We start from the raw sequence: 23,389 nt of genomic DNA, 5'->3' as shown, positions 1-23,389 counted from the left end.
GTTCCTTTTGCGGGTTAACCGGTTACGGACATTTTAGGAGATTCGGGCGCGTTTTTCGGGGCGCGGCCATAAATATCGTCGAACCGTACAATATCGTCCTCACCTAGATAAGCCCCGCTCTGCACCTCGATCAGCACCAGGTCGATCATGCCGGGGTTTTCCAGGCGATGGCAATGACCAGCCGGGATATAGGTGGATTCGTTGGTCAGGATCAACTTTTCGGTATCGCCGTTGACGATTCTGGCGGTGCCGCGCACCACGATCCAGTGTTCGCTGCGATGGTGGTGCATCTGCAAGGAGAGCTTTTCACCGGGCTTGACGATAATCCGCTTGATTTTGAAACGGTCGCCCTCTTCCAGCGTGGTGTAGGTACCCCAGGGGCGGTGGACGGTGGTGTGAATATCCACGCTATCGTGTTTGCGGGCTTTAAGCCGTTCGACGATGGTTTTGACTTCCTGATCCCGGTGCCGGTCGGCAATCAATAGCGCATCCGGGGTGTCTATGATGAGCACATCGCGCAGACCGAGTACGGCGGTCAGCCGGTCCGGGCTATGCACGACGCAGCGCTGCGCATCGACGAAGAGGCTGTCGCAGGCGTGGACCTGGTTGCCGTTTTCATCTTCCGGCATCAGTACACCGTAACTCGTCCAGGCGCCGAGGTCGTTCCAGTCGAAGTCGGCGCGCACCACGGCGACGTTGGCGGCCTTTTCCATGACGGCATAGTCGATGGAAATGTCCGGGGCTGTAGCAAATTCCTCACCGAGCTCCCAGGTGTCGCCGTTGCGCTCGGCGGAGGCCATCGCGGCACTGGCGGCGGCGAGGGTGGCGGGTGCATGCTCTTCCAGCGCCTTCAGCAGGTTGCCCGCCTGCATGCAGAACATGCCGGAGTTCCACAGGTGGTCGCCGCTGGCGAGATAGTCTTGGGCGGTTGCCGTGTTGGGTTTTTCGACGAAACGCACGACCTGGTGCCCCGCGCCCAGTGATTCGCCTGCCTGAATATAGCCGTAGCCAATTTCCGGCGCGGTGGGGGCCACGCCAAAGGTGACGAGGTAACCTTGCCCGGCCAGGGCTGCCGCGCTCTGTACGGCGGCGCCGAAGCGCGCTTCGTCCGCGATGAGATGGTCCGCCGGTAGGAAGAGGAGAACCGCGTCATCCCCCTCTGTCTCACGCGCCCAGAGGGCCGCTGCGGCCATGGCGGGAGTGGTGTTGCGGCCTTCCGGCTCCAGCAGGTAGTGCGCGTCCGGTATCTTGCAATGGTGGGTTTTGGCGCAGGCGGCATAGGTGTCGCGCGTCAGAAAATAGTAGTCGCGGTTGGTGACCGTGAGGATGGGGCCTTTGGCTCCCAGGTTGATGATGCGATGCAGGGTTTTTTGAATGAGGCTTTCGCCGTCCGGCAGCGCGACGAAAGGTTTGGGAAAGGATTTGCGGGAGAGCGGCCACAGGCGGGAACCCGTACCGCCGGACAAAATCACAGGCACTAAACGCATGGTTATCCCCTTTTTGTCTGCCCAAATTTTGCGGATGGTTTCAAGTATGAAACATCCCATGGCCATAATGCAAGCTAATGATGTGAGTTTATAATGCAGCAGGGGCCAGCCGGGCTTCAGGAGGCCTCGTATGGGCCGATTCTCGTTCTAACGGCCATTCACGCTTTATTAGCAAATAGTTACAACTTCTGTAACCTGGGTGGCACCGGGTTGGCTGGGGGTTGTGTCTAGGAATAAACCGGCTTTTTCGCCCTGGTGCGTCGGGCTGGTTAATAGAGTAAATTTATTGCCGTGCGGCTTATTCCTGAGCGACAAGTTCAGGTAATATAGGGGGCACCATGTCATCCACCCCGGAATCATTAAGGAATTGCCGTCATGTCACGAATGGTACAGTGCGTAAAACTCGGCCATGAGGCCGAAGGTCTTGATCGTCCGCCTTATCCTGGCGCCCTTGGCGCGCGAATTTATCAGGAGGTTTCCAAGGAGGCCTGGCAGGGCTGGCTGAAACATCAAACCATGCTCATCAACGAATACCGTCTTTCTCCCATTGATCCCAAGTCACGGACATTTCTGGAAAAACAGATGGAAGCATATTTCTTTGGCGAAGGTGCCCAATCGCCGGAAGGCTATGTGCCGCCGGCACCGCAGGACTCCTGAAGGGCGCCTCCGCGGCGCGCCGCAATGCCTGTCGGCCTCCGACGTCGTTCTCGAACGACAGGGCCAGGGCGCGCCGGAGCTTCTGATATTTAGGAAATCGTCATAAAACCGTCAGATTCTGTCGCCGGAGGGTGACGTAATATTGCCTTTGCAATACGTCGCTTCCTCCTGTTTTCGCTGAAAAACATGCACATAACTATATGGCATGACTTATGCTATTGCCTGATCACTGTCGAAAGACGGCACCGCTGAATGCGGGAACTGGAACCACCTTTTGAGGAGAGATTACCCATGAAGAAAATTATTGCCCTGACGGCTGCCCTGTCCTTCCTGACGGCCACTGCTGCTTTTGCCACCGAAGTCCCTGCCGCTGCCGCAAAGGCCCCGGCAAAGACCATGGAGCATAAAGCCCCTGAGCATAAGGTTATGGAAAAGAAGGCGGTGCACAAGAAGATCGTCAAGAAGGCTCCTGCGCACAAAGTGATGGAGAAGAAGGCTATGGAGAAGAAGCCTGCGGCGAAGAAGCCTGCGGCGTGACTTGTTGAGTTCTGATGTGCAAGCCTGGGGGGCCTAACTCCCCAGGCTTTTTTGTTGGATCGGCTGCCCCCTGACGCGGCGGGCGGTGCCCGGATGTCTCGAAGTCCTTGCACTTTCCAGCCCACGATTCTACGCTGAGGCTCTTCATGATCCTTGCCGGAGCTTGCAGGTCCATGGCATTACGCCCGAGTTCCATCTCCAAACTCATCGTCATCGGTTTTAGTCTGGCCATTGTGCCGCTGGTGCTGGTTATCGTCAGTGTAACCTTTTCCATCGCACACTTTGCCGAACAAGGACAGGTGAGCATTTTGCGCGCGGTAGCCATGAGTGATGCCGCCAACCGGATGAATAACGCGGTGCGATCCATGGAACGCTATGGTCTGCAGTATACGGTCCTGCAGGATCAGGCGCTGCTGGTGCTCTATGATCAGAGTTTCGCGGAGTACAAAAAAGCCAGCACCCAGTTTGCCGCCGCTGGGCCTTCTCCCGTGGATCGTCGGCATCTTGAACGGCTGGCGGCTCATCTGACCAGCGCGCGGCAACTATTGCCGCTGGTATCCCTGGGGGGCAACCGCAGTACGCTGGAAAGCGACTTCAGCCTTGCCACCGGTGAGGCGCAACATCTCCAAAGCGACGTGAATGAGGGGATCAGCACCGAAGTGGCCAAACTGGGTACCCGGGCGCTGGCCATCAAGCGTCTGACCATTGCGGAAGTATTGCTGGTGCTGCCACTCTCCATTGCCGTCGCCATCCTGTTTATCGTGTTGATCACCCGTCCCATCCGGCGTCTCGATCAGGCGGTTTCCGGCCTGGGTGACGGCGATCTGGAAACGCCCATAGCCGTGCAGGGTCCGCGGGATATTGCCAGCCTGGGTGACCGTCTGGAGTGGTTGCGTAACCGGCTCAACGCGTTGGAAGCCGCCAAGCTGCATTTCCTGCGGCAGCTTTCCCATGAGCTGAAGACGCCGCTGACGGCCATTCGCGAAGGCGCGGAGTTGCTCCAGGAGGATCTGGGGCATGAACTGGGTGCCGAGCAGCGGGAGATCGTGCACATCGTTCGCGATAACAGCTTGCGTTTGCAGCGCCTGATCGAAGACCTGCTGCGTTTCAGCCTGGCCGAGGGGCCGGTGGGGGCGGGCATGGTGCAGGAAATCTCCCTGACGGTGGTCGTGCAGGACCTGTTGTTGAGCTATAAGCCGAGCCTGCGTAGCAAATCCCTGCACCTGGTCACGGATCTGGCGGAGGTGCGGGTGCCTGGTCATGAAGATCGCTTGCGGACCATTTGCGATAACCTGCTCTCAAATGCCGTGAAATTCTCGCCGCAAAACGCTACCATACGGGTGCATTTGCAGGTACAGGACGAACAGGCGGTTCTCGATGTTCAGGATGAGGGGCCCGGTGTGGCGCCCCAAGAGCGTGAAAAGATTTTTGATATCCTCTACCGGGGCGAGGCCTCCGATGCGGGAAAGATCGAGGGCAGCGGGTTGGGACTGGCCATCGCCAGAGAATATGTACTGAGTTATGGGGGAAGTCTTGAATTGCTGGATAAAGAAACGCCGGGGGCATGGTTCCAGTTGCGCCTGCCCCTTACCGACCATGTCGCTCCCCATGGTGTTCATCGTGCTGACCCTGGCGGGTTGCGCGACCACACCGTTGCCGTCCCCGCCCAATACAGTGACTCTCAAGCCCGGTGAACAGGTGGTACAGACCAGCACCCTGATGGCTTTGCGGGATCAGATTGCGGCGCTGGAAAAGACTGCTCCGGTGACTGCGAGTTGTGTTTCCGAAAAGGCGGAGGCGGAGAGTCTGTCCGGCCAACTGGCCGAAGCCAGGGCGGGTGATCCCGGCTACCAGAAGCTACAGACGCGGGTCAACGAACTGCAAAACCGCCTCTCGCAGTCCCAGCAGCGCGAGGCGGAGTTGCGCAAGAAGCTGAACGAGCTGGTGCAGATCGAAAAAAACGCACGTTTACCCCAGGGGCACTGAACCGAAATGGAAAAGGGCAGAATCTTACTGGTGGATGATGACGCCGATCTCCTGCGTCTGTTGTCCCTGCGCATGAAGGCGGCCGGCTATGTGGTCAGTACCGCGGCCAACGGTAGCGAAGCGTTGTCGGTACTGGCGATGGAGCACCCGTCCCTGGTCATCACCGATCTCAAGATGGATGAGATGGACGGTATGGCGCTGCTGGACGCCATTCGCCGCGACTACCCGACGTTGCCGGTCATCATCCTTACCGCCCACGGTTCCATCCCCGATGCCCTGCTGGCCGCTGACCAGGGTGTCTTTGCCTTCCTCACCAAGCCCTTTGATGGCAAGGACCTGATGGCGCAGGTGGAGCGTGCCTTCAACCTGACGGCGGCGGTTCCCCCTTCTTCGGGCAAGAAGGGCCGGGACTCCAGTTGGGACCGGATCCTCACCCGCAGCCCCAAAATGCAGACGGTGCTGGATCAGGCGCGTCTGGTGGCGGCATCCGATGCCAGCGTCTTCATCCATGGCGCCAGTGGTACCGGTAAGGAACTGCTGGCCCAGGCCATCCATCAGGCGAGTCCGCGCCATAGCCAAGCCTTTATTGCGGTCAACTGCGCGGCCTTTCCCGAACAACTGCTGGAGTCGGAACTCTTCGGGCACAAAAAGGGCGCCTTCACCGGAGCGGCCAGCAGTCATCAGGGCCTGTTCCAGGCGGCGGAGGGCGGCACGCTTTTTCTGGACGAAATTGGCGATATGCCTCTCCCGTTACAGGTCAAGCTGTTGCGCGCCCTGCAGGAACGGATGATTCGTCCGGTCGGCGCCACCGAGAGCATTGCCGTCGACGTGCGGATCATCTCCGCCAGTCACCGGGATTTGGAGCAGGAGATGGCTGCCCGGCGTTTCCGGGATGATCTCTACTATCGCCTTTGCGTGGTGACCCTGGAGCTTCCCGCCCTGGCGGAGCGCCCGGAGGATATCCCGCTGCTGGCCGAGTTTTTCCTGCGGGATGCAGCGGCCAAGAATCGCAAGGACGTTCGCGGGATCGCGCCGGAGGCCATGGAGCTGCTGGTGTCGGCGCCCTGGCCGGGCAATGTCCGGCAGCTCGCCAACGTCATTGAACAGGCGGTGGTGCTGTCCACTACCCCGCGAATCGGGGCGCCCCTGATCCGTCATGCCTTGCGCGACCGGGAAGGGGAGGTCATGCCTCTGGCCGATGCCAAGGGCCGTTTCGAGATGAATTATCTGATCCAGATCATGCGCATGACCCGCGGCAACGTGAGTCAGGCCGCACAACTCGCACAGCGCAACCGCACCGAGTTTTACCGCCTCCTGCACCGCTACCACCTCGATCCCGCCGCCTTCAAGGAACCCGGTGGCGAAGCGGAGGAGGAGTAAGGGGGTGGATGCCGGACCGGTTACATCAGGATGATGTCGTACTGCTCCTGGGTATAGGTCGCCTCCGCCTGCACCTTGATGGGGCGGCCGATAAATTCCTCCAGCGCCGCCAGACTGGTGCTTTCTTCGTCCAACAGCTTGTCCATGACCTGCGGTGAAGCCAGAACCACAAAGCGTTCGGCGGGGTAGGCGCGGGTTTCGCGGACGATCTCGCGGAGGATTTCGTAGCAGATGGTTTCGGCGGTTTTCATGAAGCCGCGGCCGTGGCAATAGGGGCAGGGCTCGCAGAGGGTCTGGCGGAGACTTTCGCGGGTGCGTTTACGGGTCATCTCCACCAGGCCGAGCGAGGATATCTGGGTGATATTGCAGCGGGTGCGGTCACTCTGGATGCTTTTTTCCAGCGCGCGCTGGACCCGGCGTTTATGTTCTTCGTCCTCCATGTCGATGAAGTCGATGATGATCATGCCGCCGATGTTGCGCAGGCGCATCTGCCGGGCGATGGCGGCGGCGGCCTCCAGATTGGTCTTGAAGATGGTCTCTTCCTGATTGCGCCGCCCCACGAAGCCGCCGGTATTGACGTCCACCGTGGTCAGGGCCTCCGTCTGGTCGATGATGAGGTAGGCGCCGGACTTGAGGGTGACCCGGCTTTGCAGGGCGCGCTCTATCTCGTCCTCGACGTTGTAGAGATCGAAGAGCGGACGTTCGCCACTGTAGTGTTCAATGCGGTCGGCCACTTCCGGGATGACGCCCTGACAGAAGGTCAGAGCGGCATCGACCGTTTCCCGTGAATCGATGCGCACCCGCTGGATATTGTCGGACATCACATCGCGCATCACGCGTAAGGCTAGATTGAGGTCGCTGTGAATCTGGCTGGGCGCCGAGCTGCGCTCCAGCCGGGCGCGGATGGAGTCCCACAGGCGCCGGAGAAAATCGATATCTCCGGCGAAGTCGGTTTCCGTCACGCCTTCCGCGAGGGTGCGGATGATATAGCCGCCGCCCTCTTCGGGGGGGATCGCCGATTTGAGCTGCTCCTTGAGACGCATCCGTTCTTCCGCTGATTCGATACGGGTGGAGACGCCGATGCGTGGCACGAAGGGCATGTATACCAGATAACGTCCCGGCAGGGTGATGCGGGTGGAGAGTCGCGCGCCTTTGCTGCCGAGGGGGTCCTTGATGACCTGCACCAGCACTTCCTGTCCTTCGCGGAGCAGGGTGCAGACGTTGCGGACCTCGTGGTGGTGCCCGGCACGGGGCTCGATGTCGGTTTCGCCCTGGATCTCCTCGCTGTCGTCCTGAATATCCGCGGCGTGGAGGAAGGCTGTACGTTCCAGACCCACATCGACGAACGCAGCCTGCATGCCGGGCAGGACGCGGCGGACGACGCCCTTATAGATGTTGCCCACCAGACCGCGGTGGCCGCTACGTTCGACCTGGAGTTCCTGAAGGACGCCGTTGTCCACCAGCGCGACACGGATTTCCTGGGGGGTGACGTTGATCAGCAGTTCTTCGCTCATGGATGTCCTGAGAGGCAAGGGGGGGAGAGGCCGCAAGCGGCAAGCATCTCTGCCGTTTCAAAAAGGGGCAGGCCCATGACGCCGCTGTAGGACCCTTGCAGGCCACTGACAAAGACTGCGCCGATGCCCTGAACCGCATAGGCCCCCGCCTTGTCCACCGGTTCCCCGGTGTCCCAGTAGCTGCGCATCTCCGCGCTGCTGAGGGGGCGCAGGCGGACGGCGCTGCTGCACAGGCGCTGGTCTACACGGCCTCGATGGAGAACGGCGACAGCGGTATGCACCTGATGCCAGACGCCACCGAGCACCGTATACATCCGCACGGCTTCCTCGTAGCCGCTGGGCTTGCCGAAGGTGCGATCACCTAGCGCGACGACCGTGTCTGCCGCCAGGATGACGGCTTCGGGCCTTGCCGTCGCGGCAGCAAGGCCTTTGCTGTGGGCAAGGCGCAGCGCGAGGGTATCCGGACTCTCTCCGGGCCGCGGGGATTCATCCACGTCGGTGGCGATAACCTCTGGCGCATAGCCCAACTGGTGGAGCAGGGCCAGTCGGCGCGGCGAGGCCGAGGCGAGAATCAGGCTGGTCACGGCGCCGGGCTGGCATTCACCAACAGCAGTTCGGCGCTCCCAGCACTGAGGCCGACGCCGGTAGCCAGTGCGAGCACCTGATCGGGAACGCCATCGCGGCGCAGGGCGCGGAGGATGGTTTCGGCACGTTGGGTGGCAACATTGGCACCCAGGGGCTGTGGCGCCACCCGCACCAGTATTTCACTGGCTGTCGTCTGCTTGAGGATGCCGGAAATGGCCTGCAAGCGCTGTTTGCCGCTGGCGGAAAGCTGGTTGTCGCTGCCGAACAGGCTGTCTACCGGCATGGTGACATGCACCCCGTCGCTGGCGGCCCGGACCTGGGCGTATACCGTCAAGGCCTTGACGGAGCCGGGCTGCGCCGCGAGGGGGCTGGCAGATGCGCCTTGCTGCTTGGCGATGCCGGCCAGGCGCTGTTCTTCCGACTGCAACATTTGCTTCTGTTGCTGGATTTCGGCTTGCAGGTGCTGGGTCCGGGCACCGCTCATGGTATTGTTCGCCAGTTGTTCGCGCAGTTTGCCATACTCGGTCTGCAGCGACTGTTGCTGTCGGGTCAACGACTGCACCTGGCGCTGCAGACTGTTGAGCTGGTCTTGTTTTGCAGCCTGCTCCCGCATTTCACGGAGCCCGGCGAGGCGCGCATTAAAAATGGCCTGATCGACCCGGAAGAGCGCGGGGTCGACCTGGTCGCGGGTCATCATCTGCAGGCTGCTGTGCAGGCCGGACAAGGTCGCGGCGGGTATGGGCGGCGCGCCGCGCTGTGCGTCGCGCAGGCGCTGGATCGCCTGCTGCAGCGCCTGCGTGGTGGCGGGATCGGCTGCCGCCATACCGGGCAGCGCAATGAGCAGGACCGCGGCGATGAGGTGACGGACGCGCATCATGGTGCCTCCTGGGCGATCTGCGCTTTGGTGGTGGCGATCTGCTGGCGGGTCGTGGCGATCTGACTCTGCAAATTGGCGATTTGACTTCGCAGGGCCATTTGCCGACTGTTGCTTGGGGCGGTATTGAGGCGGGTCTGGATGTTGTCGAGCAGTACCCTGGCGAGGAGAGTCTGCCGGTCGGCATAGGCGTAGTCGTTCCGTGCCACGGCGTCCCTGGCGGCGTTCAGCGCCTGTCGTACCGGCGCGAGCCGCCGCGCGCTGACCGCAGGGGAGAGGGCGAGGATGCGTTCCCGTCCCGCCTGCACGGCAACGGCGTCGGAGACGCTCTGTTGTGGGCTGACCTGCACCATCTGCGCGCAGGCGCTGAGGCCCAGACTCAGGGCCAGGGCCATCCCCAGGCGGGGATGGAGACTTCGGTTCCATGGCATGTTCACTTCAGCGTCACTCCTCTCCGCCACGATGATAAGGTAATCGGGCCTGAATGCTCCAGGCCCGGTATAATTGTTCGGCCAGCACGACACGCACCACCGGGTGGGCGAGGGTCAGGGGCGACAAGGACCAGCGCCAGTCTGGTTGCAGGGCCGGGTCGAGGCCGTCGGGGCCGCCGACCCACAGAGCGACATCGCGCCCGCCGTGGAACCAGGTGTCGATGCGCTGCGCCAGTGCCTCGCTGTCCAGATTCCTGCCGTCTACTTCCAGTGCGATCCGCTCGGCTCCGGCCGGGGTTGCCGCCAGTATCCGTTCACCTTCCTCGCGCCGCCAGCGGGCCGGGTCGCCGCTGCGCCCGCGTCGTGCCAGCGGCAATCCCCGCCACTCGACGCGCAGTTGCGGCGGCATCCGCGCACTGTATTCGGCGACGCCCGCCTCTACCCAAGCCGGCATTTTGCTGCCGATGGCCAGCACCCAGAGGCGCATCGCGGATCAGTGCCCCTCGCTTTGGTTACGCATCTGCGGAAGTTCTCCCCAGAGCCGCTCCAGTTGGTAAAAATCGCGCACTTCCGGACGCATCACATGGATGACCACATCACCGAGGTCGACCAGCACCCAGTCGCCCACGGTGAGGCCTTCCTTGCCTATGGGTTTTACGCCTTCCTCGCGCATGCGTGCCATCACCGCGTCGGCCAGCGCCCGCAAGTGGCGGTCGGAGGTGCCGGAGGCGATGATGAGATAGTCGGTGATGTCGGTCTGTTTGCGGACATCGATGCTCTTGATGTCGAGCGCCTTGTGTTCATCCAGAACGGAGATGGCCAGGTCGCGAAGGGTTTCTGCTGTCGCCAAGTGTTATGATCCTTTGTTGTCGGGCTATGGGCTCTGGTAGAGCCCTTCGGCGTCAATATAATCCAATACCTCGTCCGGTAACAGAAAGCGCGGGCTCTGATGACCGGCGAGCAGGCTGCGAATACTGCTGGCGGAGATTTCCAGGGCTGTGACCGTATGAAACAGGATACAGCCGGCGGGCGTCTGGCGCAGGGCGCCGACATCTTCGCAACGGCGCTGATAGAGGGCCTGGCGCAGGGCTTCGGGTAATTCGGCGGCAGGCCAGCCCGGGCGCCCGGTAACGACGAGGTGGGTGAGGTCGAGAATGTGCTGCCAGTGGTGCCAGGTGTCGAAGCGCAGAAAGGCATCCATGCCGATGACCGTGGCGAGTACCGCATCCGGGCGTTGCCGACGCAGGGCGGTGAGGGTATCCACGGTGTAGGACGGCCCCTCCCGCTCCACTTCCCAGGAACTGACCGTGAATTGCGGATGGTGCGCGACGGCGATGCGGGTCATGGCCAGACGGTGGCGGGCGTCGGCCCAGGGGCTTTCGCGGTGGGGCGGGTGCCCCGCCGGGATCAGCATTACCTGTGCAATGCCGAGGGCCTGCCGCACCTCCTCCACGGCGCGCAGGTGCCCGTAATGGATGGGGTCGAAGGTGCCGCCGAGGATGACCAGATCATCATGTGTGGAACTGTGCATTAGTGGAATATAACCAAGGGCTGCCTGCGGGGGAAGTCGTCCGGCAGAACCGGCGGAGATCAGGGGGTGCAGCCCTCCGCGCTGACATCGCCACGGAGCGAGTGAATGAGCGCGGGCAGTCCGCTCACGGCGATGCCATGGACCAGCACCATCCTCTTCTTCCGGCAGAAAAGCAGGGTCGGCGTCGCTTCTTCACCGCTGGACTGAAGCAAGGCGGTGTTGGCATGGACCGCCTTCATGTCTTCGGCGGGAATCTGCGCCAGGGGCCGGGTGCCACCCTCCTCGGTGCTTTTGTCAAACCCCTTCTCGTTCTCCGCCCATGCTGCCGCCGGGTCGGGGGCGGCGAGAATCGTGGCTGCCTTGGCGGCGCTGGAATCTTTCAGAAAACCGACGGGGATCAGTTTTACCCGGAGTTGACCGACGGCGATGGGTTTTTGCAATGCCTCCCAGAGCAGATGGCAGTAGATGCAGTTGGGGTCGGCAAACACCACCATGAGTGGCCCCGCGTGACCGATCGTGAAGCCCGGTGCCTGCATGGCCGCCGGGGCGACCTGTCCGGCGGGGACCTTTCGGGGTTGGGGCAGATACTTCTCCGTGGCCGCCTGGGTGATATCCTGGCCCTTATCGTTCACCACCGGGCCGAGCAGGAGGTAGCGATTGGACAACATCCAGAGTATCCCCTGCTGATGCTGGCTGTTTTCGGCGATGATGCCGGTGAGTTTTTGGGTGGGGCCCGGAAAGACCTTCACCACATGGGCCTTGCCGTGGAAGTTGTCTTGCACCAGATGCTCCGCGGATTGGAGATTCGGGCTGGTGGCGCACCCGGCGAGCAGTAGCGGGCCGAAGAACAATGCGCCCAAAGCCGCCCCTGCGGACTTTCCGAATCCTACGCGCGCCTTTTTTCCACCGCTCCGATCTTCCGTTTCCATGGCCCTTCCCCAGAATTTTGCAGGACGAATTTCTTTGAAGCGTGGATACTAGCAAATGTGCCGGAGTCTGGCACATCGTCTGCCGACGGTTGGTCTGGCGGAGCTTTGCGGCTATGCTTTGGACAGGGTCCGTTCACATGGAGTACAGGTCATGGCGTTGACGATTCCCGCCCCCGACCGGGAGGATGCCGCTGCCGATACGCCGGGTGTGGCGGTATTGGCGGCGGGGTGCTTCTGGTGCGTGGAGGCGGTGTATCTGGGCCTCGCGGGAGTGACGCGGGTCGTGTCCGGTTATACGGGCGGCGCGGCGGAAACGGCCAATTACCGGGCGGTATGCACGGGGACGACCGGCCACGCCGAGGCGGTAGAGATTCACTACGACCCGGCGTTGCTGTCGTTTGGCCGGCTGTTACAGGTCTTTTTTGCGGTGGCCCACGATCCGACGCAGCACGACCGGCAGGGGAATGATGTGGGGACGCAATACCGGTCCGCGATATTCACCCTGAATGACGCTCAGACGGCGCTGGCGCGGGACTATGTGGCGCAGCTTGATCAGGCGAAGGTTTTTGCCGGACCCATCGCCACCGAAATCACGCCCCTGACGCATTTTTATCCGGCGGAAGACGATCATCAGGATTATGCCCGCCAGCATCCGAATCAGCCCTATATATGTGCGGTGGCGCTGCCGAAAGTGGAAAAACTGCGCACGCGCTTTCCGCAATGGTTGCGCGAGAATCAACGGAGGTGATGACGATGATCCGTTCATCCGCAGGTTTTGATCTGACCCCCATCGATGCCGGGAAGCGCGCAGAAATGGCGCAAGGATTGTCTGCCGAGGTGCGCCATGTCCTTTTTGAACATGGCACGGAGCCGCCCTTCTGCGGTGGGTTGCTGCACGAACAGGGCGACGGGACTTTCGTTTGTGCTTTGTGTGGGTTGCCGTTGTTTCGCTCGGCAACCAAGTTTGAGTCGGGGACGGGCTGGCCGAGTTTTTGGGAGCCTTTTGCACCCGACCATATCCATGAGATCCGCGATGCCAGTCATGGCATGGTACGCACGGAAATCCGCTGCGCGCGTTGCGACAGCCACCTGGGGCATGTGTTTTCCGATGGTCCGGCCCCGACGGGGCGGCGTTACTGTTTGAATTCGGCGGCGCTGCGCTTTCAAAGGGCCACATCGTAGGACCCTGCGGCATCCTGGTTTCCGTCGTCGACGGGGTTGTTGCTGGCGGATAGCGGGATGTGTTACCGGACAGGGGGAGCATTGAATATGGATACACGCCCTGCGGCGCAAGCGGACGTCCGTCCATTTACCGGACTTGACGGCGCAACCGCGGCCCGGCGCCTTGCCGAAGATGGCCCGAACCTTCTGCCCGGAAGCACGCCAAAAACGCTGCTGGCCATCGTGCTCGGTGTCCTGGCCGAGCCGATGTTCGTGATGTTGCTGGTGGCTGGCGGCATCTATCTGCTGCTGGGCGACCATGCCGAAGCGCTGTTTCTGCTGGCCTTCGTGTTCGTGGTCATCGGCATTACCCTGGCCCAGGAGCGCAAGACCCAGCGCGCGCTGGAGTCGTTGCGCGATCTCTCCGCGCCGCGGGCGCTGGTGATCCGCGACGATCGGGAGTTGCGGATCGCCGGGCGCGAGGTGGTGCGCGGCGATCTCCTGGTCCTGCATGAGGGGGACCGCATCGCCGCCGATGCGCAACTGGTGCAGGGCCAGCTCACGGTGGATGAGTCGCTGCTCACTGGGGAGGCGGTGCCGGTGGACAAGCTCCCCAATCCGGAGCTCGGCGCGCTGGCCACGTCGGGCGGTGCTGACGGCGCTGCGCTGTTCGCCAGCACCGTGGTCACCAGGGGGGTGGGCCTCGCGGTGGTGCAGGCTACGGGGATCGGCACCGCCGTCGGCCGCATCGGTCAGGCGCTGGCAACAACGCAAGAGGCGACCTCCGGCCTGCAACAGTCCTCGCGCAACCTCATCCGTAACCTGACGGCGACCGCGCTGTTGCTGGCGGTATCGCTGGTTCTGGTGGATTGGTTGTGGGATGGCCGCGCGTTGCTGGAAAGCCTGCTGTCCGGTATCGCCCTGGCGATGGCCATCCTGCCCGAGGAAATTCCGGTCATTCTCACCGTGTTCCTGGCGCTGGGCGCCTGGCGTATCGCCAAAGCCAGGGTACTCACCAGACGCGTGCCGGCGGTGGAAGCGTTGGGTGCGATCACCGTGCTGGCGGTGGACAAGACCGGCACGCTGACGCAGAACCGCATGCAGGTGGCGGAACTTGCGGTGGGCGACGCCGTATTCGTGGTGGCCCAACCCGATCTCCCAGAGACCTTCCATACCCTGGTCGAGTTTGCGATGCTGGCCACTCCCATCGATCCCTTCGACCCGATGGAAAAGGCCATCCAGGTATTCGGCCATGGGCGTCTGGCCGGGACCGAACATGTCCATGACGACCGTCAGCCTGAGTTTCAGTATGAATTATCCCCCGACATTCTGGCGATGACCCGGGTGTTTTCCGGTGCGCGACCCGATGCGCATCTGCTGGCGACCAAAGGCGCGCCTGAAGCCGTGGCCGATTTGTGCCACTTGTCCGCGGCGGACAGGTTGGCGATCCAGCAGCGGGTGGAAGCCATGGCCGCACGAGGTCTGCGCGTGCTGGGCGTGGCCAGGGGCCTGTGGGAGGCTGGCAACCCCGATACTCCCTGGCCCAAAACCCAGCACGATTTCGATTTCCGATTTCTTGGCCTGGTAGGCTTTTTCGATCCGCCACGTCCCGACGTTCCCGCCGCTGTTGCCGAATGCCGCGACGCCGGTATACGGGTGTTGATGCTCACGGGCGATCATCCTGCCACAGCGCGCGCGATCGCCGGGCAGGTGGGGTTGTCGAAGCGTGCCGAGGTCATCACCGGCCCCGAAATCGCCGCACTGGATGACGAGGCGCTACGTCTGCGCTTGAAACAGGTCGATCTGTGCGCCCGCCTGTTGCCTGAACAGAAGCTGCGTCTGGTGCGGGCACTGCAACAGGCCGGCGAGGTGGTCGCCATGACCGGTGACGGCGTCAACGATGCCCCGGCCCTGAAGGCCGCCGATGTCGGCATCGCCATGGGCGAACATGGCACCGATGTGGCGCGGGAGGCTGCGGCGCTGGTGCTGCTGGACGATAGTTTTGCCAGTATCGTCGGTGCCATCCGCAGTGGACGGCGCATCTACGACAACATCACCAAAGCTACACGCTTCGTGTTTGCGGTGCATATGCCCATCGTCGCGCTGGCGCTGCTTCCGGCGCTTCTGCGCTGGCCGGTATTACTGCTGCCGGTGCATATCGTGCTGTTGGAACTGCTCATCGATCCTGCCTGTTCCATCGTATTCGAGGCCGAACCCGCAGCCGCCGACATCATGCATCGGCCGCCGCGTTCCCTCCATGCCAATCCATTTGCCTCGGGTAACATCGGTTTTGCCTTGACCCAAGGCCTGGGGATTGCGGCCATTCTTCTGGCGGGATCGGCATGGTTGCAACACCTGGGTTGGGCCGAAAAAGACGTTCGTATCAGCATATTCAGTGCCTTGGTGTTTGCACTGTTTCTGTTGATCCTCGCCAACCGCGACCTCACGCGTCCGGCTCTGCGTAATCTGAGTGGCAACAATTCTTTGCTGGCGCCCATGTTCGTGGGAGTGGGCGCGGTGCTCGTCGCGGTCCTGGCGATTCCTTTCATGCGCGGTGTGATGGGTTTCGCCGCCATCGGCATGCCGCCACTGCTGATCGCCGGCGGGCTGGTAGTGCTCTGCGTTCTGTGGCTGCAAACCGTGCGCTGGACAAACAATCGACGGTTGCACTGGACACAAAAGTAAGGCCATTCGATAGCTTGACTTTCTATCTGATTAACCGGTTAATTGTGTCATGATTGGCGTATGGGTCATGCATGTCACGGAATGCTTTATTAGCAGGAAGTATTACGGATTGGTGTCGCAAACCTTTTTGGAGAGAAAATCATGAACAAGCTGAGGCAGGTAAGGCGACTGGTTTATATGGCGCTTTTTGTTTTTGTGAGCGCTTCCATGCTTTCCGGATGCATAATAGCTCCCCCGTATGGCGGCTATTATGGGGGTTATGGCGGCTATTATGGAGGAAGGGGAGAAGGCGGGTGGCATCATGGTGAAGATCACTGATTGCAACGGTCCGGTGTCAATGCATCCATGATGGCTGTCAAATATTATTGCCGTATATGTTTGGTATAGGTGAAATCATATGAGAAAAAAACTGGCTATGATGCCGTTGATCATCCTCGGGCTGACGTTTTCCGTTGCCCAGGATGGATTTGCTGACCAGAGGGGCTATGCGGATCATTACTATATGAAGTATCCGGCTTACTATGGCCCACGGGAGGACCACTACAGGTATCGGGATGAGCGTAGATATCGGGATCACGAGTGGCACCGGGAAAATCGGCGGCAGGAATACCGGCATCGGGACTATCACCGTGCCGATCACTAGGAATTTCCGGGGAGGTCACGCGGGCCGCTAAAGGTACGGAGCGTAAATCCCGAGAACTAATGCTACCCGGTAACCCCGGAAGCGCATACTCCTGGAGTATTCCAGGAGCCGCTTTCCGGGGCCGCTAAACCAAGCCGAGGGTTGCGCTACTACGGTCTGAATATGCGAAAAATGACCGGGGATTTGCTTGCGTGAAGTGTAGCCATGCCAATATGACCCCACCAGTACAACCAGACAAATGAAGAAAGAAAGTCGTGCATCTTCTTGGGAAGCTGGTAGAAGCCTATGGGCGCAGCCACTCCATAATTTGGAATCAGGAAAAACATGATAAATCCCAGGAGGGCCATGCCGGTCACGGCAGCCAAACCAAAACCATGTACCATGCCCGGCACCCCGCCGCGCATCCCGCTTGGCGGCAGCTTTCTGCTTGCCAGCCCCCTGATATCGGTGCAGACGTTGTCCAAGTACGGCCCGCTGTAGGGGAACAGGTGTGAGCGCAGGTTTTTGTTGGAGAAAACCTGCGCCCAGAATGCGACAACAATAATCGCTGCAAACATGCCAATCCACATATGCATATGAAACAGTAAATGCCGGAATGGAAGTTCGCCGACTTTTTTCCATATGGCCTTCATGTCAAGTTCGCTGAACAGCAGAAGCGTTACCGCCAACGCAAATCCCGCATGTATCCATCGCGTACTTCTTGGCCACTCTTGAATCTCTTCAGGCATGTGAAACTCCGTAGTTTGATAAATCCGTTAGTGTAACAAAATCAATGAAAAGCGCGCTGCGTGACACCACGCAGCGCGAAAAAGTCTTAGAACTTCGCGGATACCGTCATAAAATACTGCCGTGGTGCCCCCGGATCAGCCAGAATGGCACCGGCACTGTTACCGCCGAAGTATCCACCACTGGTGATGTACTCAATGGGGTTATAGTGCGCATCAAAGAGATTGTATATTCCCACGGAGAGCTTTACGTCTTTCAGGGTCGGGACGTATGGATTCAATCGGGTCGTTTTTATCCCAAGACTGAGGTTGGAGACATTGTATCCCGGCTGCTTCTGGTGCGATGGCGCACCGGTTAAATTATTGAAGAGGTACTGTGAACTGGTGTATTGATCCACGAACTGTGGGGAGAACAGGAATCCATGGTAGTAGTACCGATAGTCAATACCCGCGCTCATGGTGAGGTACGGGCTATAAGATACGTTGGCGCCATATATGGTCGTACCCCCACCCTGCGGAGTATACGAGGTGTAGTACGAATGATTGAGCGCCAGATTGGCGAACAGATGCCAGTTCCAGGAGGGGTTGTCGGCCATCGCGATATTGACGCCGTTCACCACCGCATTGGCCGCGGCAAACTTGGTCTGTGCGATGTTTGTCAGATAGGTCGCTATGGTCTCATTGGCCAAGTGATCATAGTAGTAGTTGATATTGAACGTGAAGTTATGCAGCAACATCCAGTTGTGCACGAGAAACTTGGCTCCGACTTCATAATCCGTGCTTTTTACCGGCTTCAAACTGTTGAAGTCTATATTGCCTCCGTGGCTGTTGTAGGCGCCAAAGTTATTGTCGGTGGGATTTTGATAAGACCGGGCATAATGGGCATATAGTGAGCCCCACTTTACCGGAGCAAAGCGAACTCCAACCGAAGGTTCAAGACCGGATATGGTATCCGCAGCACTGTTGATCAGCGTCTGATTTTGGGCGCCGGCAGGAAGATTGGGGAATGCCTGGGCCCCATTATTATACATCTGGGTCTGGTACTGGACGGCAGCAATGCCCGGAGTAATCTTGAAGCCGGAGAACGGGGTGAACGTGTCCTGAATGAAGCCCGTCAGATAGTTGTTATACAGAACGTCACTATTGTACTGACTGGGGAAGGAGGGGCTGGTGCCCATGAGTGTATTGTATCCTGCATAGGGCGTGGTGTATTGCTGATGAATCCACGACCCTCCGGCCTTCAGGAGGTTCATAGGCAGGCGCCAGTCGAAATACAGCTTGTCGCCATAAGTTTCCGAGTTCGGATGGTAATACTCGGAATTCACGCTGCTTCCTGGTACAAAGTTGGTAATGCGGTAATGCACCCGGTGGCCATGGCGATACCAGGCCATTTCGTGCAGGGTGACGTCCCTGCTGAGCTTGAGGTTCAACTTGGAGTACAACATGTAGCCCTGTACTTTCAATTGCTTAAACCAGATGGACTCAGGCAGAGATGCGTAAAACCCGCTGGTCTGTTGGCTATATAAAGGCGCATTGGCGTTCAGGCCCTGGGTGGTGATGCCCGGTATCGGGGTAACCGGTATGAAATTGGGCCTGAACTCCCGCGAACTGTCGACATAGCCGCCAAGGCTGAAGGTGCCACTCCGGAAGGTCTTCACCGCCTTGCCAAAATAGGCGAGAGACTGGGACGGCGCATTGAACGTACCGGTGCGGAACGTATTGTTTTTCGTATAACCTCCGGCCAGAACCGCGGACCAGCCATCGTACATTCCCGTTTTGAGGTCAAAGTTGTAGCCGAGAGTGCCGTTACTGCCGAAGGTGGTACCTATTTCAGCGCTCGGTTTTATGGATGGCTGCAGCGGCACAAAGTTGATGGTGCCACCGATGCTGTCGAACCACCGGCCGGCGGGATTTCCGGGGCCGTAGGTCACGTTGATGCCATGGATCATCTGGAGAATGGGGATTTCGTTGGAATCCCAGCCGCCGTTATGGGAAATCAGGTTGTTCATGGGGATTCCGTCAAACAGCACCGTCAAGCCATTGCGCTCGACGTCACCATTCACGGATGACCAGCCTACCTTTACGCCGCGCACTGCGATTTCATAGCGCGCGGTCGAGGAGATGCCGCCATAACCACGGACAGCGATGCCGGGTGCCAGAGAGAGCGCTTGTGCCGCCCCCGCGGCGGGACCTACACCCTGAATTTCACGCTTCCCGAGAACCGCCTGGGATTGGGTGGATTGGAAGATTTTCTTCTTGGTCAGCTTGCCGTCGGTGCTGGCCAGCGCCTTGGCAGATTCAGAAAGTGCGCTGGCCGAAGCATTTACCTCGCCGACACTGGTGGATTGGCCGCCTGAATTGGCACCATATGCGGCTGTTAGGGTATTCCAGGTGCAAAGCCCTGCGGTACACATTGCGAACAATAACGGGTTCATACGAGTCCGCTTATTCATTTCTGGCTCCTGTATAAGAATATGATCGTATAAAACTGCATGATTTCATTAATGTTGCCAAAACAACAGGGAAAACGATACAGGAGAATTGTGACACTATTATTACGTTACAATGACCATATTATGACAATAATACATTTAAAAATCGAGGCGAAGGAATGACTCGCCCCGGCGAACCGTGTTACTTCGTAATGCTAGAATGAGGCGTTTACACTAAGATAAACCGAGCGTGGCATACCTGGTTCCCCAAGTATCTGGCCGGCCACGCCATAATAGCCGCCACCGGAAATATACTCGTAATTGTTGTATTGCTTATTCAGAAGATTAAGGACTGTTACATTAACCGAGGCATCATGCATCCCGGCAAACAGATATCTTTTGGATACCTTGACCCGCAGTGCGGCATTGAATATGCCAAAACTGGGCAATTTCTGACTTGTGGGAGCTCCGGTGTTGTTGTTGTAGATGTTCTGGACACCGGTATACTGCCACCAGACTCTTGGCTCATAAAGAATGCCCGAATTATAAAGCTGATAGTAGGCGCCGATGTTGGCGGTTTGCGCCGGCACATTAGAAATAGGCAAGCCAGCGTAGGATACGCCATGACCGGTGGTGTAGTTTGAGTAAGTGGCCTTCTCGAAACTCACGTTGGAGAACAGGTATAGATTGTAGAGCGGATTGTCGTCCATCGACAGATTGACACCGCTGAATACCGACGAACCCGATGCGAAGCGCGAGTAAAGATGGTTGACAACCGGGATGGGGATGATTTCATTGGTATCATTCAGATGGTAGTAATTAGCATTGAAGACGGCGTGATGCAGCAGTCCATAACTTTTGACATACGCCTTTACCCCAATCTGGTACTGTGTCGACTTTTGCGGCTGTAACGTGGATGTCAATTCATGCGCATACGTCCCGGTAGCGCCCGCCGGTGCCTTGTAGCCGGTGGCGTAGTTTCCATATAGCGCAACATTGGGCGTCACCTTATAGTTGATGCCGATGGACGGTTCGAACTCGGTGAAATTCGTCGATGAGTTCGGTTGATAATCGCCGTTGTGGCCGATCAGGTTAGCCACACTCGTGGGGAATTGGGCGGCAGAGTTGTTCACAAAGTTGGTTTGAAACTGAACCACGCGGATACCGGGGGTAATGCGCAGACCATGGATAGGGTGGATGACGTCTTGGACAAAGGCCGCAAGGTCTGTCATGTAGAGATACGAGCTATGGAATGCGCTCGGCAAGGATGGGCTGTTGTATACCGGAGAACCATTGATGATTACGTTATTTCCGGCATTGGGGCTTAGCGAATCATAAGTCGCAATCTGGTTCTGATTGTAGAAATACAACAGGGAGTTGTATTTCGAGTTCAGGAAATACCCGCCGAGTGAAATATTGTTGTATGGTGCGTTTACGGTCAGATAAAGCTTGTCCCCGTAGGTATGGTCGGAGGCGTTATAATGCTGATTCAGCACGTTGGCAGCATTGCCGGTATTGTTGTAGTGCAGATGCACGCGGTCGCCATAGCGATACCATAGCAGGTTATGGATCACCATGCTGGGGGTAAGATGTTGTTCGAAGCGAGAATAAATGAGATAGGTCTTTACAAAAGCTTCCTTCCAGTAAACAGAATATGGGAGGGTGGTATAAAAGCCCGTGGTTTGTTGACTGTAGATGGGTCCGGGATTCACGGTTCCGGTATTTGGGTTGACCCCGTAGATAGTGACATTGGGATTGGCGGTTACCGGGATTGGCAATGGTCTGTAGGCCACAGAACGTGAGACGTAGCCACCAAAACTGATGTGGCCGCCACGAAAGCTTTTCCGGACCTTTCCATAATAGGCATAATTATTACCGGGATTGTTGAACCCATACCCGTTCAAATAGTTTCCGCTGCTGCCTACCCCACCCGCAATGATCCCTGACCAGCCGTCGTGCTGGCCAGTGCGAATATTGAAGTGGATACCTTTGGAATCAAAACTCCCATAGTACATGCCTATGGATGCCCCGGCCTTCCTGGTCGGTTGCAGCGGCGAAAAATTAATGGATCCGCCAATATTGTTGTACCAGCGATTCAGCGGATAGCCTGGACCGTAGGTTGCGGTAATGCCCCTGATCATGGACATCTGGGGCAGCTCTGAGCCCTGCCAGACGCCGTAAGCCGGATCCACCATGGGTACACCGTCAAAAGTGACCATGACCGTGCCATCATTCGCGTTGCCCGCGATGTTGCCCCAGCCGGTCTTCATGCCGTTGATGCTGATCGATGAGCGCGGCGCGCCACTCGGGCCATCGGTGGCGACATTGATGCCCGGGGCCACGGCCAGCGCTTGTGCCGCCCCACCCGCCGGCCCTGCGGTAGCCATCTGACGCTTATTGATGACTTTTACCGACTGGGTGGAATTGAACACCTGTTTTTTAGTGGGGAGATGGGTCAGCGTGTTTAGAGCGCCGGTGGTAGAGGATACTTCTCCAACGCTAATACTGGACGAGGTGGTGGGAGCGGTTACACCGGTAGCGAGCGCCATGCTGGACATCCCACATAAACCCGCAGCAATCAATGCACTAAATAAAGGATGATAACGATACTGATGTTTCACGGATATACGCCTCTTGCCTCTTGGAATGGCCCCTATACTAACGGCCGAATATTGCATCCATGTGTCACTGAGGTGGCGTTAATATGACATTGTTATGACGTTATTATGACATTTCACACATTCTTTGGTGGTGAAAAGCGGTATCCGAAACTGTGCACTGTTTCCAGCCAGCCTTTGGCGCCGGCACTTTCCAGAATTTTGCGTAGACGATAAATCTTGACCACCAGGGTATTGGGAGCGAGATAGGTGCTCTTGCCCCCCCACAGGATATCGGCGATCTGCTCGTTGGAAACGACTTCGTCCGGATGGGTGGCGAAATAGTACAGCAGATAGAAAAGTCGTCGCGGTAGATGAATTTCCTGTCCCAATATCCAGACACGCAGTGATACCAGATCGATGCAGAGGTTTTCCTCTTGAACCAATCGGGCAGGTGCTTGTGTGCGCAGCTTTTTGAGGAGACCGCATACCTGGGCGGTTAAGATTCCCAGCCCCATACCGGCAGGGATATACGCCTGTGCACCTGTTTCCAGAGCCGCTACGGCGTTTGTTTCCTCGTGGTTTTCTCCCGCACTATTGCCGACCACCAGGAAGGGCAATTCGCCCTGACGCGATGCGAATTGCAGATGCCGCAGCCAGTCGCGCATACTGCTAGACCACCCGAGCAGGACCATTACTTGAGGATCCCAGCGGCGCACCAACTGTTCGGCTTCGGCACGCTCGGTGACCCGCATTACCCTGCCGCCGGTGCGTTCCAGAGCTATTTCGACAGAGACGATCGTTTTACCGTTGGTCCGTGCATTCACCAGCAGAAGGATTCGTGGGCCTTGCGGTGATTCGGTCCGGATCGGCAGGGGCGCGCGCGTCTGCGCCAGCATCGCCGCATGTAGCACATGTACGCTGTGTACAACAACACTATCTAGTAAAATCAATAACATGGTAAAAATCTCATGCTTGCCGTGAAGGTGACGAACCAATGGAAGAAGTTCATCAGGGCATGGTTGAGGGATTCGATGACGCCCGGTTGGGGTACGTGTGTGCCCGTGGGTTGACTCATGCAGATCTCCTTATGGGGGCTGATATAGCGGCTCCCCTTAGCGTAACTGGCTTATGTGACACTAATATGAAGATTGCATGACTATGTTATGACAAGAACGAACCGTCGAAATCTGACCTGTGGAGATTCGCTCCAGCCTGGTCACAAAGTTGATGTC

Annotated in this window: 23 protein-coding genes; 9 read left to right on the top strand and 14 right to left on the bottom strand. The window is 58.7% G+C overall.

Features of this window, described 5'->3' with window-relative positions:
• Positions 1–14 precede the first annotated feature (14 nt).
• On the bottom strand, positions 15–1,487 hold the full coding sequence (locus tag F6A13_RS13890; protein ID WP_151528364.1) for a mannose-1-phosphate guanylyltransferase/mannose-6-phosphate isomerase: 1,473 nt from the start codon (positions 1,485–1,487) through the stop codon (positions 15–17).
• A gap of 375 nt (positions 1,488–1,862) precedes the next feature.
• Between F6A13_RS13890 and F6A13_RS13885 the strand changes: the two genes are divergently transcribed.
• The 5 genes from F6A13_RS13885 to F6A13_RS13865 all read left to right on the top strand — a co-directional run bounded on the left by F6A13_RS13885 (position 1,863) and on the right by F6A13_RS13865 (position 6,047).
• Complete coding sequence (locus F6A13_RS13885; RefSeq protein ID WP_126604451.1) at positions 1,863–2,144, top strand: oxidative damage protection protein; 282 nt, start codon at positions 1,863–1,865, stop codon at positions 2,142–2,144.
• Positions 2,145–2,435: 291 nt separating this feature from the next.
• Positions 2,436–2,681 (top strand): hypothetical protein, encoded by a 246-nt coding sequence (locus tag F6A13_RS13880; RefSeq protein WP_126604450.1) that lies wholly within the window; start codon positions 2,436–2,438, stop codon positions 2,679–2,681.
• Between the two features lie 173 nt (positions 2,682–2,854).
• A complete protein-coding gene (locus tag F6A13_RS13875; RefSeq protein WP_126604449.1) occupies positions 2,855–4,375 on the top strand; it encodes an ATP-binding protein in 1,521 nt (506 codons plus the stop codon).
• Between the two features lie 4 nt (positions 4,376–4,379).
• On the top strand, positions 4,380–4,667 hold the full coding sequence (locus tag F6A13_RS13870; RefSeq protein WP_225981852.1) for a hypothetical protein: 288 nt from the start codon (positions 4,380–4,382) through the stop codon (positions 4,665–4,667).
• A gap of 6 nt (positions 4,668–4,673) precedes the next feature.
• On the top strand, positions 4,674–6,047 hold the full coding sequence (locus F6A13_RS13865; protein ID WP_126604448.1) for a sigma 54-interacting transcriptional regulator: 1,374 nt from the start codon (positions 4,674–4,676) through the stop codon (positions 6,045–6,047).
• A 20-nt stretch (positions 6,048–6,067) separates the two neighbouring features.
• Here the strand turns inward: F6A13_RS13865 and rng are convergent, their stop codons facing one another.
• Genes rng through F6A13_RS13825 form a run of 8 tightly spaced genes read right to left on the bottom strand, consistent with a single transcriptional unit; the run spans position 6,068 to position 11,911 of the window.
• Complete coding sequence (gene rng / locus F6A13_RS13860) at positions 6,068–7,561, bottom strand: ribonuclease G (protein ID WP_126604447.1); 1,494 nt, start codon at positions 7,559–7,561, stop codon at positions 6,068–6,070.
• Positions 7,558–8,145, bottom strand: coding sequence for a Maf family protein (locus F6A13_RS13855; RefSeq protein WP_151528363.1), 588 nt, complete (start codon positions 8,143–8,145; stop codon positions 7,558–7,560). The genes rng and F6A13_RS13855 overlap by 4 nt, the downstream gene beginning before the upstream one ends.
• Entirely contained in the window at positions 8,142–9,023 is an 882-nt protein-coding gene (locus tag F6A13_RS13850; RefSeq protein ID WP_126604445.1) for a hypothetical protein, read from the bottom strand. The genes F6A13_RS13855 and F6A13_RS13850 overlap by 4 nt, the downstream gene beginning before the upstream one ends.
• The gene (locus F6A13_RS13845; RefSeq protein ID WP_126605672.1) at positions 9,020–9,451 is read right to left on the bottom strand and encodes a DUF4398 domain-containing protein; all 432 of its coding nucleotides are present in this window, start codon (positions 9,449–9,451) and stop codon (positions 9,020–9,022) included. The genes F6A13_RS13850 and F6A13_RS13845 overlap by 4 nt, the downstream gene beginning before the upstream one ends.
• Positions 9,452–9,464: 13 nt before the next feature.
• Positions 9,465–9,938: a 23S rRNA (pseudouridine(1915)-N(3))-methyltransferase RlmH gene (gene rlmH / locus F6A13_RS13840; RefSeq protein ID WP_126604444.1), complete on the bottom strand. Its 474-nt coding sequence runs from the start codon at positions 9,936–9,938 to the stop codon at positions 9,465–9,467.
• A gap of 6 nt (positions 9,939–9,944) precedes the next feature.
• Positions 9,945–10,301 carry a ribosome silencing factor gene (gene rsfS / locus F6A13_RS13835; RefSeq protein ID WP_151528362.1) on the bottom strand — a complete coding sequence of 119 codons (357 nt, stop codon included), beginning with the start codon at positions 10,299–10,301 and terminating at the stop codon, positions 9,945–9,947.
• 24 nt (positions 10,302–10,325) lie between these two features.
• Positions 10,326–10,982 carry a nicotinate-nucleotide adenylyltransferase gene (nadD, locus tag F6A13_RS13830; protein WP_113527498.1) on the bottom strand — a complete coding sequence of 219 codons (657 nt, stop codon included), beginning with the start codon at positions 10,980–10,982 and terminating at the stop codon, positions 10,326–10,328.
• A 59-nt stretch (positions 10,983–11,041) separates the two neighbouring features.
• Entirely contained in the window at positions 11,042–11,911 is an 870-nt protein-coding gene (locus tag F6A13_RS13825) for a thioredoxin fold domain-containing protein (protein WP_151528361.1), read from the bottom strand.
• A gap of 151 nt (positions 11,912–12,062) precedes the next feature.
• Between F6A13_RS13825 and msrA the strand changes: the two genes are divergently transcribed.
• The 4 genes from msrA to F6A13_RS13805 all read left to right on the top strand — a co-directional run bounded on the left by msrA (position 12,063) and on the right by F6A13_RS13805 (position 16,400).
• A complete protein-coding gene (gene msrA, locus F6A13_RS13820) occupies positions 12,063–12,659 on the top strand; it encodes a peptide-methionine (S)-S-oxide reductase MsrA (protein WP_151528360.1) in 597 nt (198 codons plus the stop codon).
• Positions 12,660–12,664: 5 nt separating this feature from the next.
• Positions 12,665–13,093 carry a peptide-methionine (R)-S-oxide reductase MsrB gene (msrB, locus tag F6A13_RS13815; protein ID WP_151528359.1) on the top strand — a complete coding sequence of 143 codons (429 nt, stop codon included), beginning with the start codon at positions 12,665–12,667 and terminating at the stop codon, positions 13,091–13,093.
• Positions 13,094–13,180: 87 nt separating this feature from the next.
• Positions 13,181–15,757 (top strand): cation-translocating P-type ATPase, encoded by a 2,577-nt coding sequence (locus F6A13_RS13810; protein WP_151528358.1) that lies wholly within the window; start codon positions 13,181–13,183, stop codon positions 15,755–15,757.
• A gap of 397 nt (positions 15,758–16,154) precedes the next feature.
• Entirely contained in the window at positions 16,155–16,400 is a 246-nt protein-coding gene (locus F6A13_RS13805) for a hypothetical protein (protein WP_151528357.1), read from the top strand.
• Positions 16,401–16,549: 149 nt separating this feature from the next.
• Here F6A13_RS13805 and F6A13_RS13800 read toward each other — a convergent pair whose 3' ends face one another.
• The 5 genes from F6A13_RS13800 to F6A13_RS15885 all read right to left on the bottom strand — a co-directional run bounded on the left by F6A13_RS13800 (position 16,550) and on the right by F6A13_RS15885 (position 23,232).
• The gene (locus F6A13_RS13800; RefSeq protein WP_151528356.1) at positions 16,550–17,128 is read right to left on the bottom strand and encodes a cytochrome b/b6 domain-containing protein; all 579 of its coding nucleotides are present in this window, start codon (positions 17,126–17,128) and stop codon (positions 16,550–16,552) included.
• Between the two features lie 86 nt (positions 17,129–17,214).
• On the bottom strand, positions 17,215–19,578 hold the full coding sequence (locus F6A13_RS13795; RefSeq protein WP_151528355.1) for a TonB-dependent receptor: 2,364 nt from the start codon (positions 19,576–19,578) through the stop codon (positions 17,215–17,217).
• A 194-nt stretch (positions 19,579–19,772) separates the two neighbouring features.
• Positions 19,773–22,178 carry a TonB-dependent receptor gene (locus tag F6A13_RS13790; RefSeq protein WP_151528354.1) on the bottom strand — a complete coding sequence of 802 codons (2,406 nt, stop codon included), beginning with the start codon at positions 22,176–22,178 and terminating at the stop codon, positions 19,773–19,775.
• 113 nt (positions 22,179–22,291) lie between these two features.
• Positions 22,292–23,113 (bottom strand): winged helix-turn-helix transcriptional regulator, encoded by an 822-nt coding sequence (locus F6A13_RS13785; RefSeq protein WP_126604435.1) that lies wholly within the window; start codon positions 23,111–23,113, stop codon positions 22,292–22,294.
• Positions 23,104–23,232 carry a hypothetical protein gene (locus F6A13_RS15885; protein ID WP_257248105.1) on the bottom strand — a complete coding sequence of 43 codons (129 nt, stop codon included), beginning with the start codon at positions 23,230–23,232 and terminating at the stop codon, positions 23,104–23,106. The genes F6A13_RS13785 and F6A13_RS15885 overlap by 10 nt, the downstream gene beginning before the upstream one ends.
• Positions 23,233–23,389 lie beyond the last annotated feature (157 nt).

The sequence above is a fragment of the Acidithiobacillus sp. 'AMD consortium' genome (genome assembly GCF_008926505.1).
GTDB lineage: Bacteria > Pseudomonadota > Gammaproteobacteria > Acidithiobacillales > Acidithiobacillaceae > Acidithiobacillus > Acidithiobacillus ferridurans.
The sequence above is the reverse complement of the archived record's forward strand: the minus strand, read 5'-3'. Positions and strand labels throughout refer to the sequence as shown.

What these genes read in the sequence shown, in the direction of transcription:
- F6A13_RS13890 (WP_151528364.1), bottom strand. Translation starts at nt 1,487, where the DNA reads ATGCGTTTAGTGCCTGTGATTTTGTCCGGCGGTACGGGTTCCCGCCTG.
- F6A13_RS13885 (WP_126604451.1), top strand. Translation starts at nt 1,863, where the DNA reads ATGTCACGAATGGTACAGTGCGTAAAACTCGGCCATGAGGCCGAAGGT.
- F6A13_RS13880 (WP_126604450.1), top strand. Translation starts at nt 2,436, where the DNA reads ATGAAGAAAATTATTGCCCTGACGGCTGCCCTGTCCTTCCTGACGGCC.
- F6A13_RS13875 (WP_126604449.1), top strand. Translation starts at nt 2,855, where the DNA reads ATGGCATTACGCCCGAGTTCCATCTCCAAACTCATCGTCATCGGTTTT.
- F6A13_RS13865 (WP_126604448.1), top strand. Translation starts at nt 4,674, where the DNA reads ATGGAAAAGGGCAGAATCTTACTGGTGGATGATGACGCCGATCTCCTG.
- rng (WP_126604447.1), bottom strand. Translation starts at nt 7,561, where the DNA reads ATGAGCGAAGAACTGCTGATCAACGTCACCCCCCAGGAAATCCGTGTC.
- F6A13_RS13850 (WP_126604445.1), bottom strand. Translation starts at nt 9,023, where the DNA reads ATGATGCGCGTCCGTCACCTCATCGCCGCGGTCCTGCTCATTGCGCTG.
- F6A13_RS13845 (WP_126605672.1), bottom strand. Translation starts at nt 9,451, where the DNA reads ATGCCATGGAACCGAAGTCTCCATCCCCGCCTGGGGATGGCCCTGGCC.
- rlmH (WP_126604444.1), bottom strand. Translation starts at nt 9,938, where the DNA reads ATGCGCCTCTGGGTGCTGGCCATCGGCAGCAAAATGCCGGCTTGGGTA.
- nadD (WP_113527498.1), bottom strand. Translation starts at nt 10,982, where the DNA reads ATGCACAGTTCCACACATGATGATCTGGTCATCCTCGGCGGCACCTTC.
- F6A13_RS13825 (WP_151528361.1), bottom strand. Translation starts at nt 11,911, where the DNA reads ATGGAAACGGAAGATCGGAGCGGTGGAAAAAAGGCGCGCGTAGGATTC.
- msrA (WP_151528360.1), top strand. Translation starts at nt 12,063, where the DNA reads ATGGCGTTGACGATTCCCGCCCCCGACCGGGAGGATGCCGCTGCCGAT.
- msrB (WP_151528359.1), top strand. Translation starts at nt 12,665, where the DNA reads ATGATCCGTTCATCCGCAGGTTTTGATCTGACCCCCATCGATGCCGGG.
- F6A13_RS13810 (WP_151528358.1), top strand. Translation starts at nt 13,181, where the DNA reads ATGGATACACGCCCTGCGGCGCAAGCGGACGTCCGTCCATTTACCGGA.
- F6A13_RS13805 (WP_151528357.1), top strand. Translation starts at nt 16,155, where the DNA reads ATGAGAAAAAAACTGGCTATGATGCCGTTGATCATCCTCGGGCTGACG.
- F6A13_RS13800 (WP_151528356.1), bottom strand. Translation starts at nt 17,128, where the DNA reads ATGCCTGAAGAGATTCAAGAGTGGCCAAGAAGTACGCGATGGATACAT.
- F6A13_RS13795 (WP_151528355.1), bottom strand. Translation starts at nt 19,578, where the DNA reads ATGAATAAGCGGACTCGTATGAACCCGTTATTGTTCGCAATGTGTACC.
- F6A13_RS13785 (WP_126604435.1), bottom strand. Translation starts at nt 23,113, where the DNA reads ATGTTATTGATTTTACTAGATAGTGTTGTTGTACACAGCGTACATGTG.
- F6A13_RS15885 (WP_257248105.1), bottom strand. Translation starts at nt 23,232, where the DNA reads ATGAGTCAACCCACGGGCACACACGTACCCCAACCGGGCGTCATCGAA.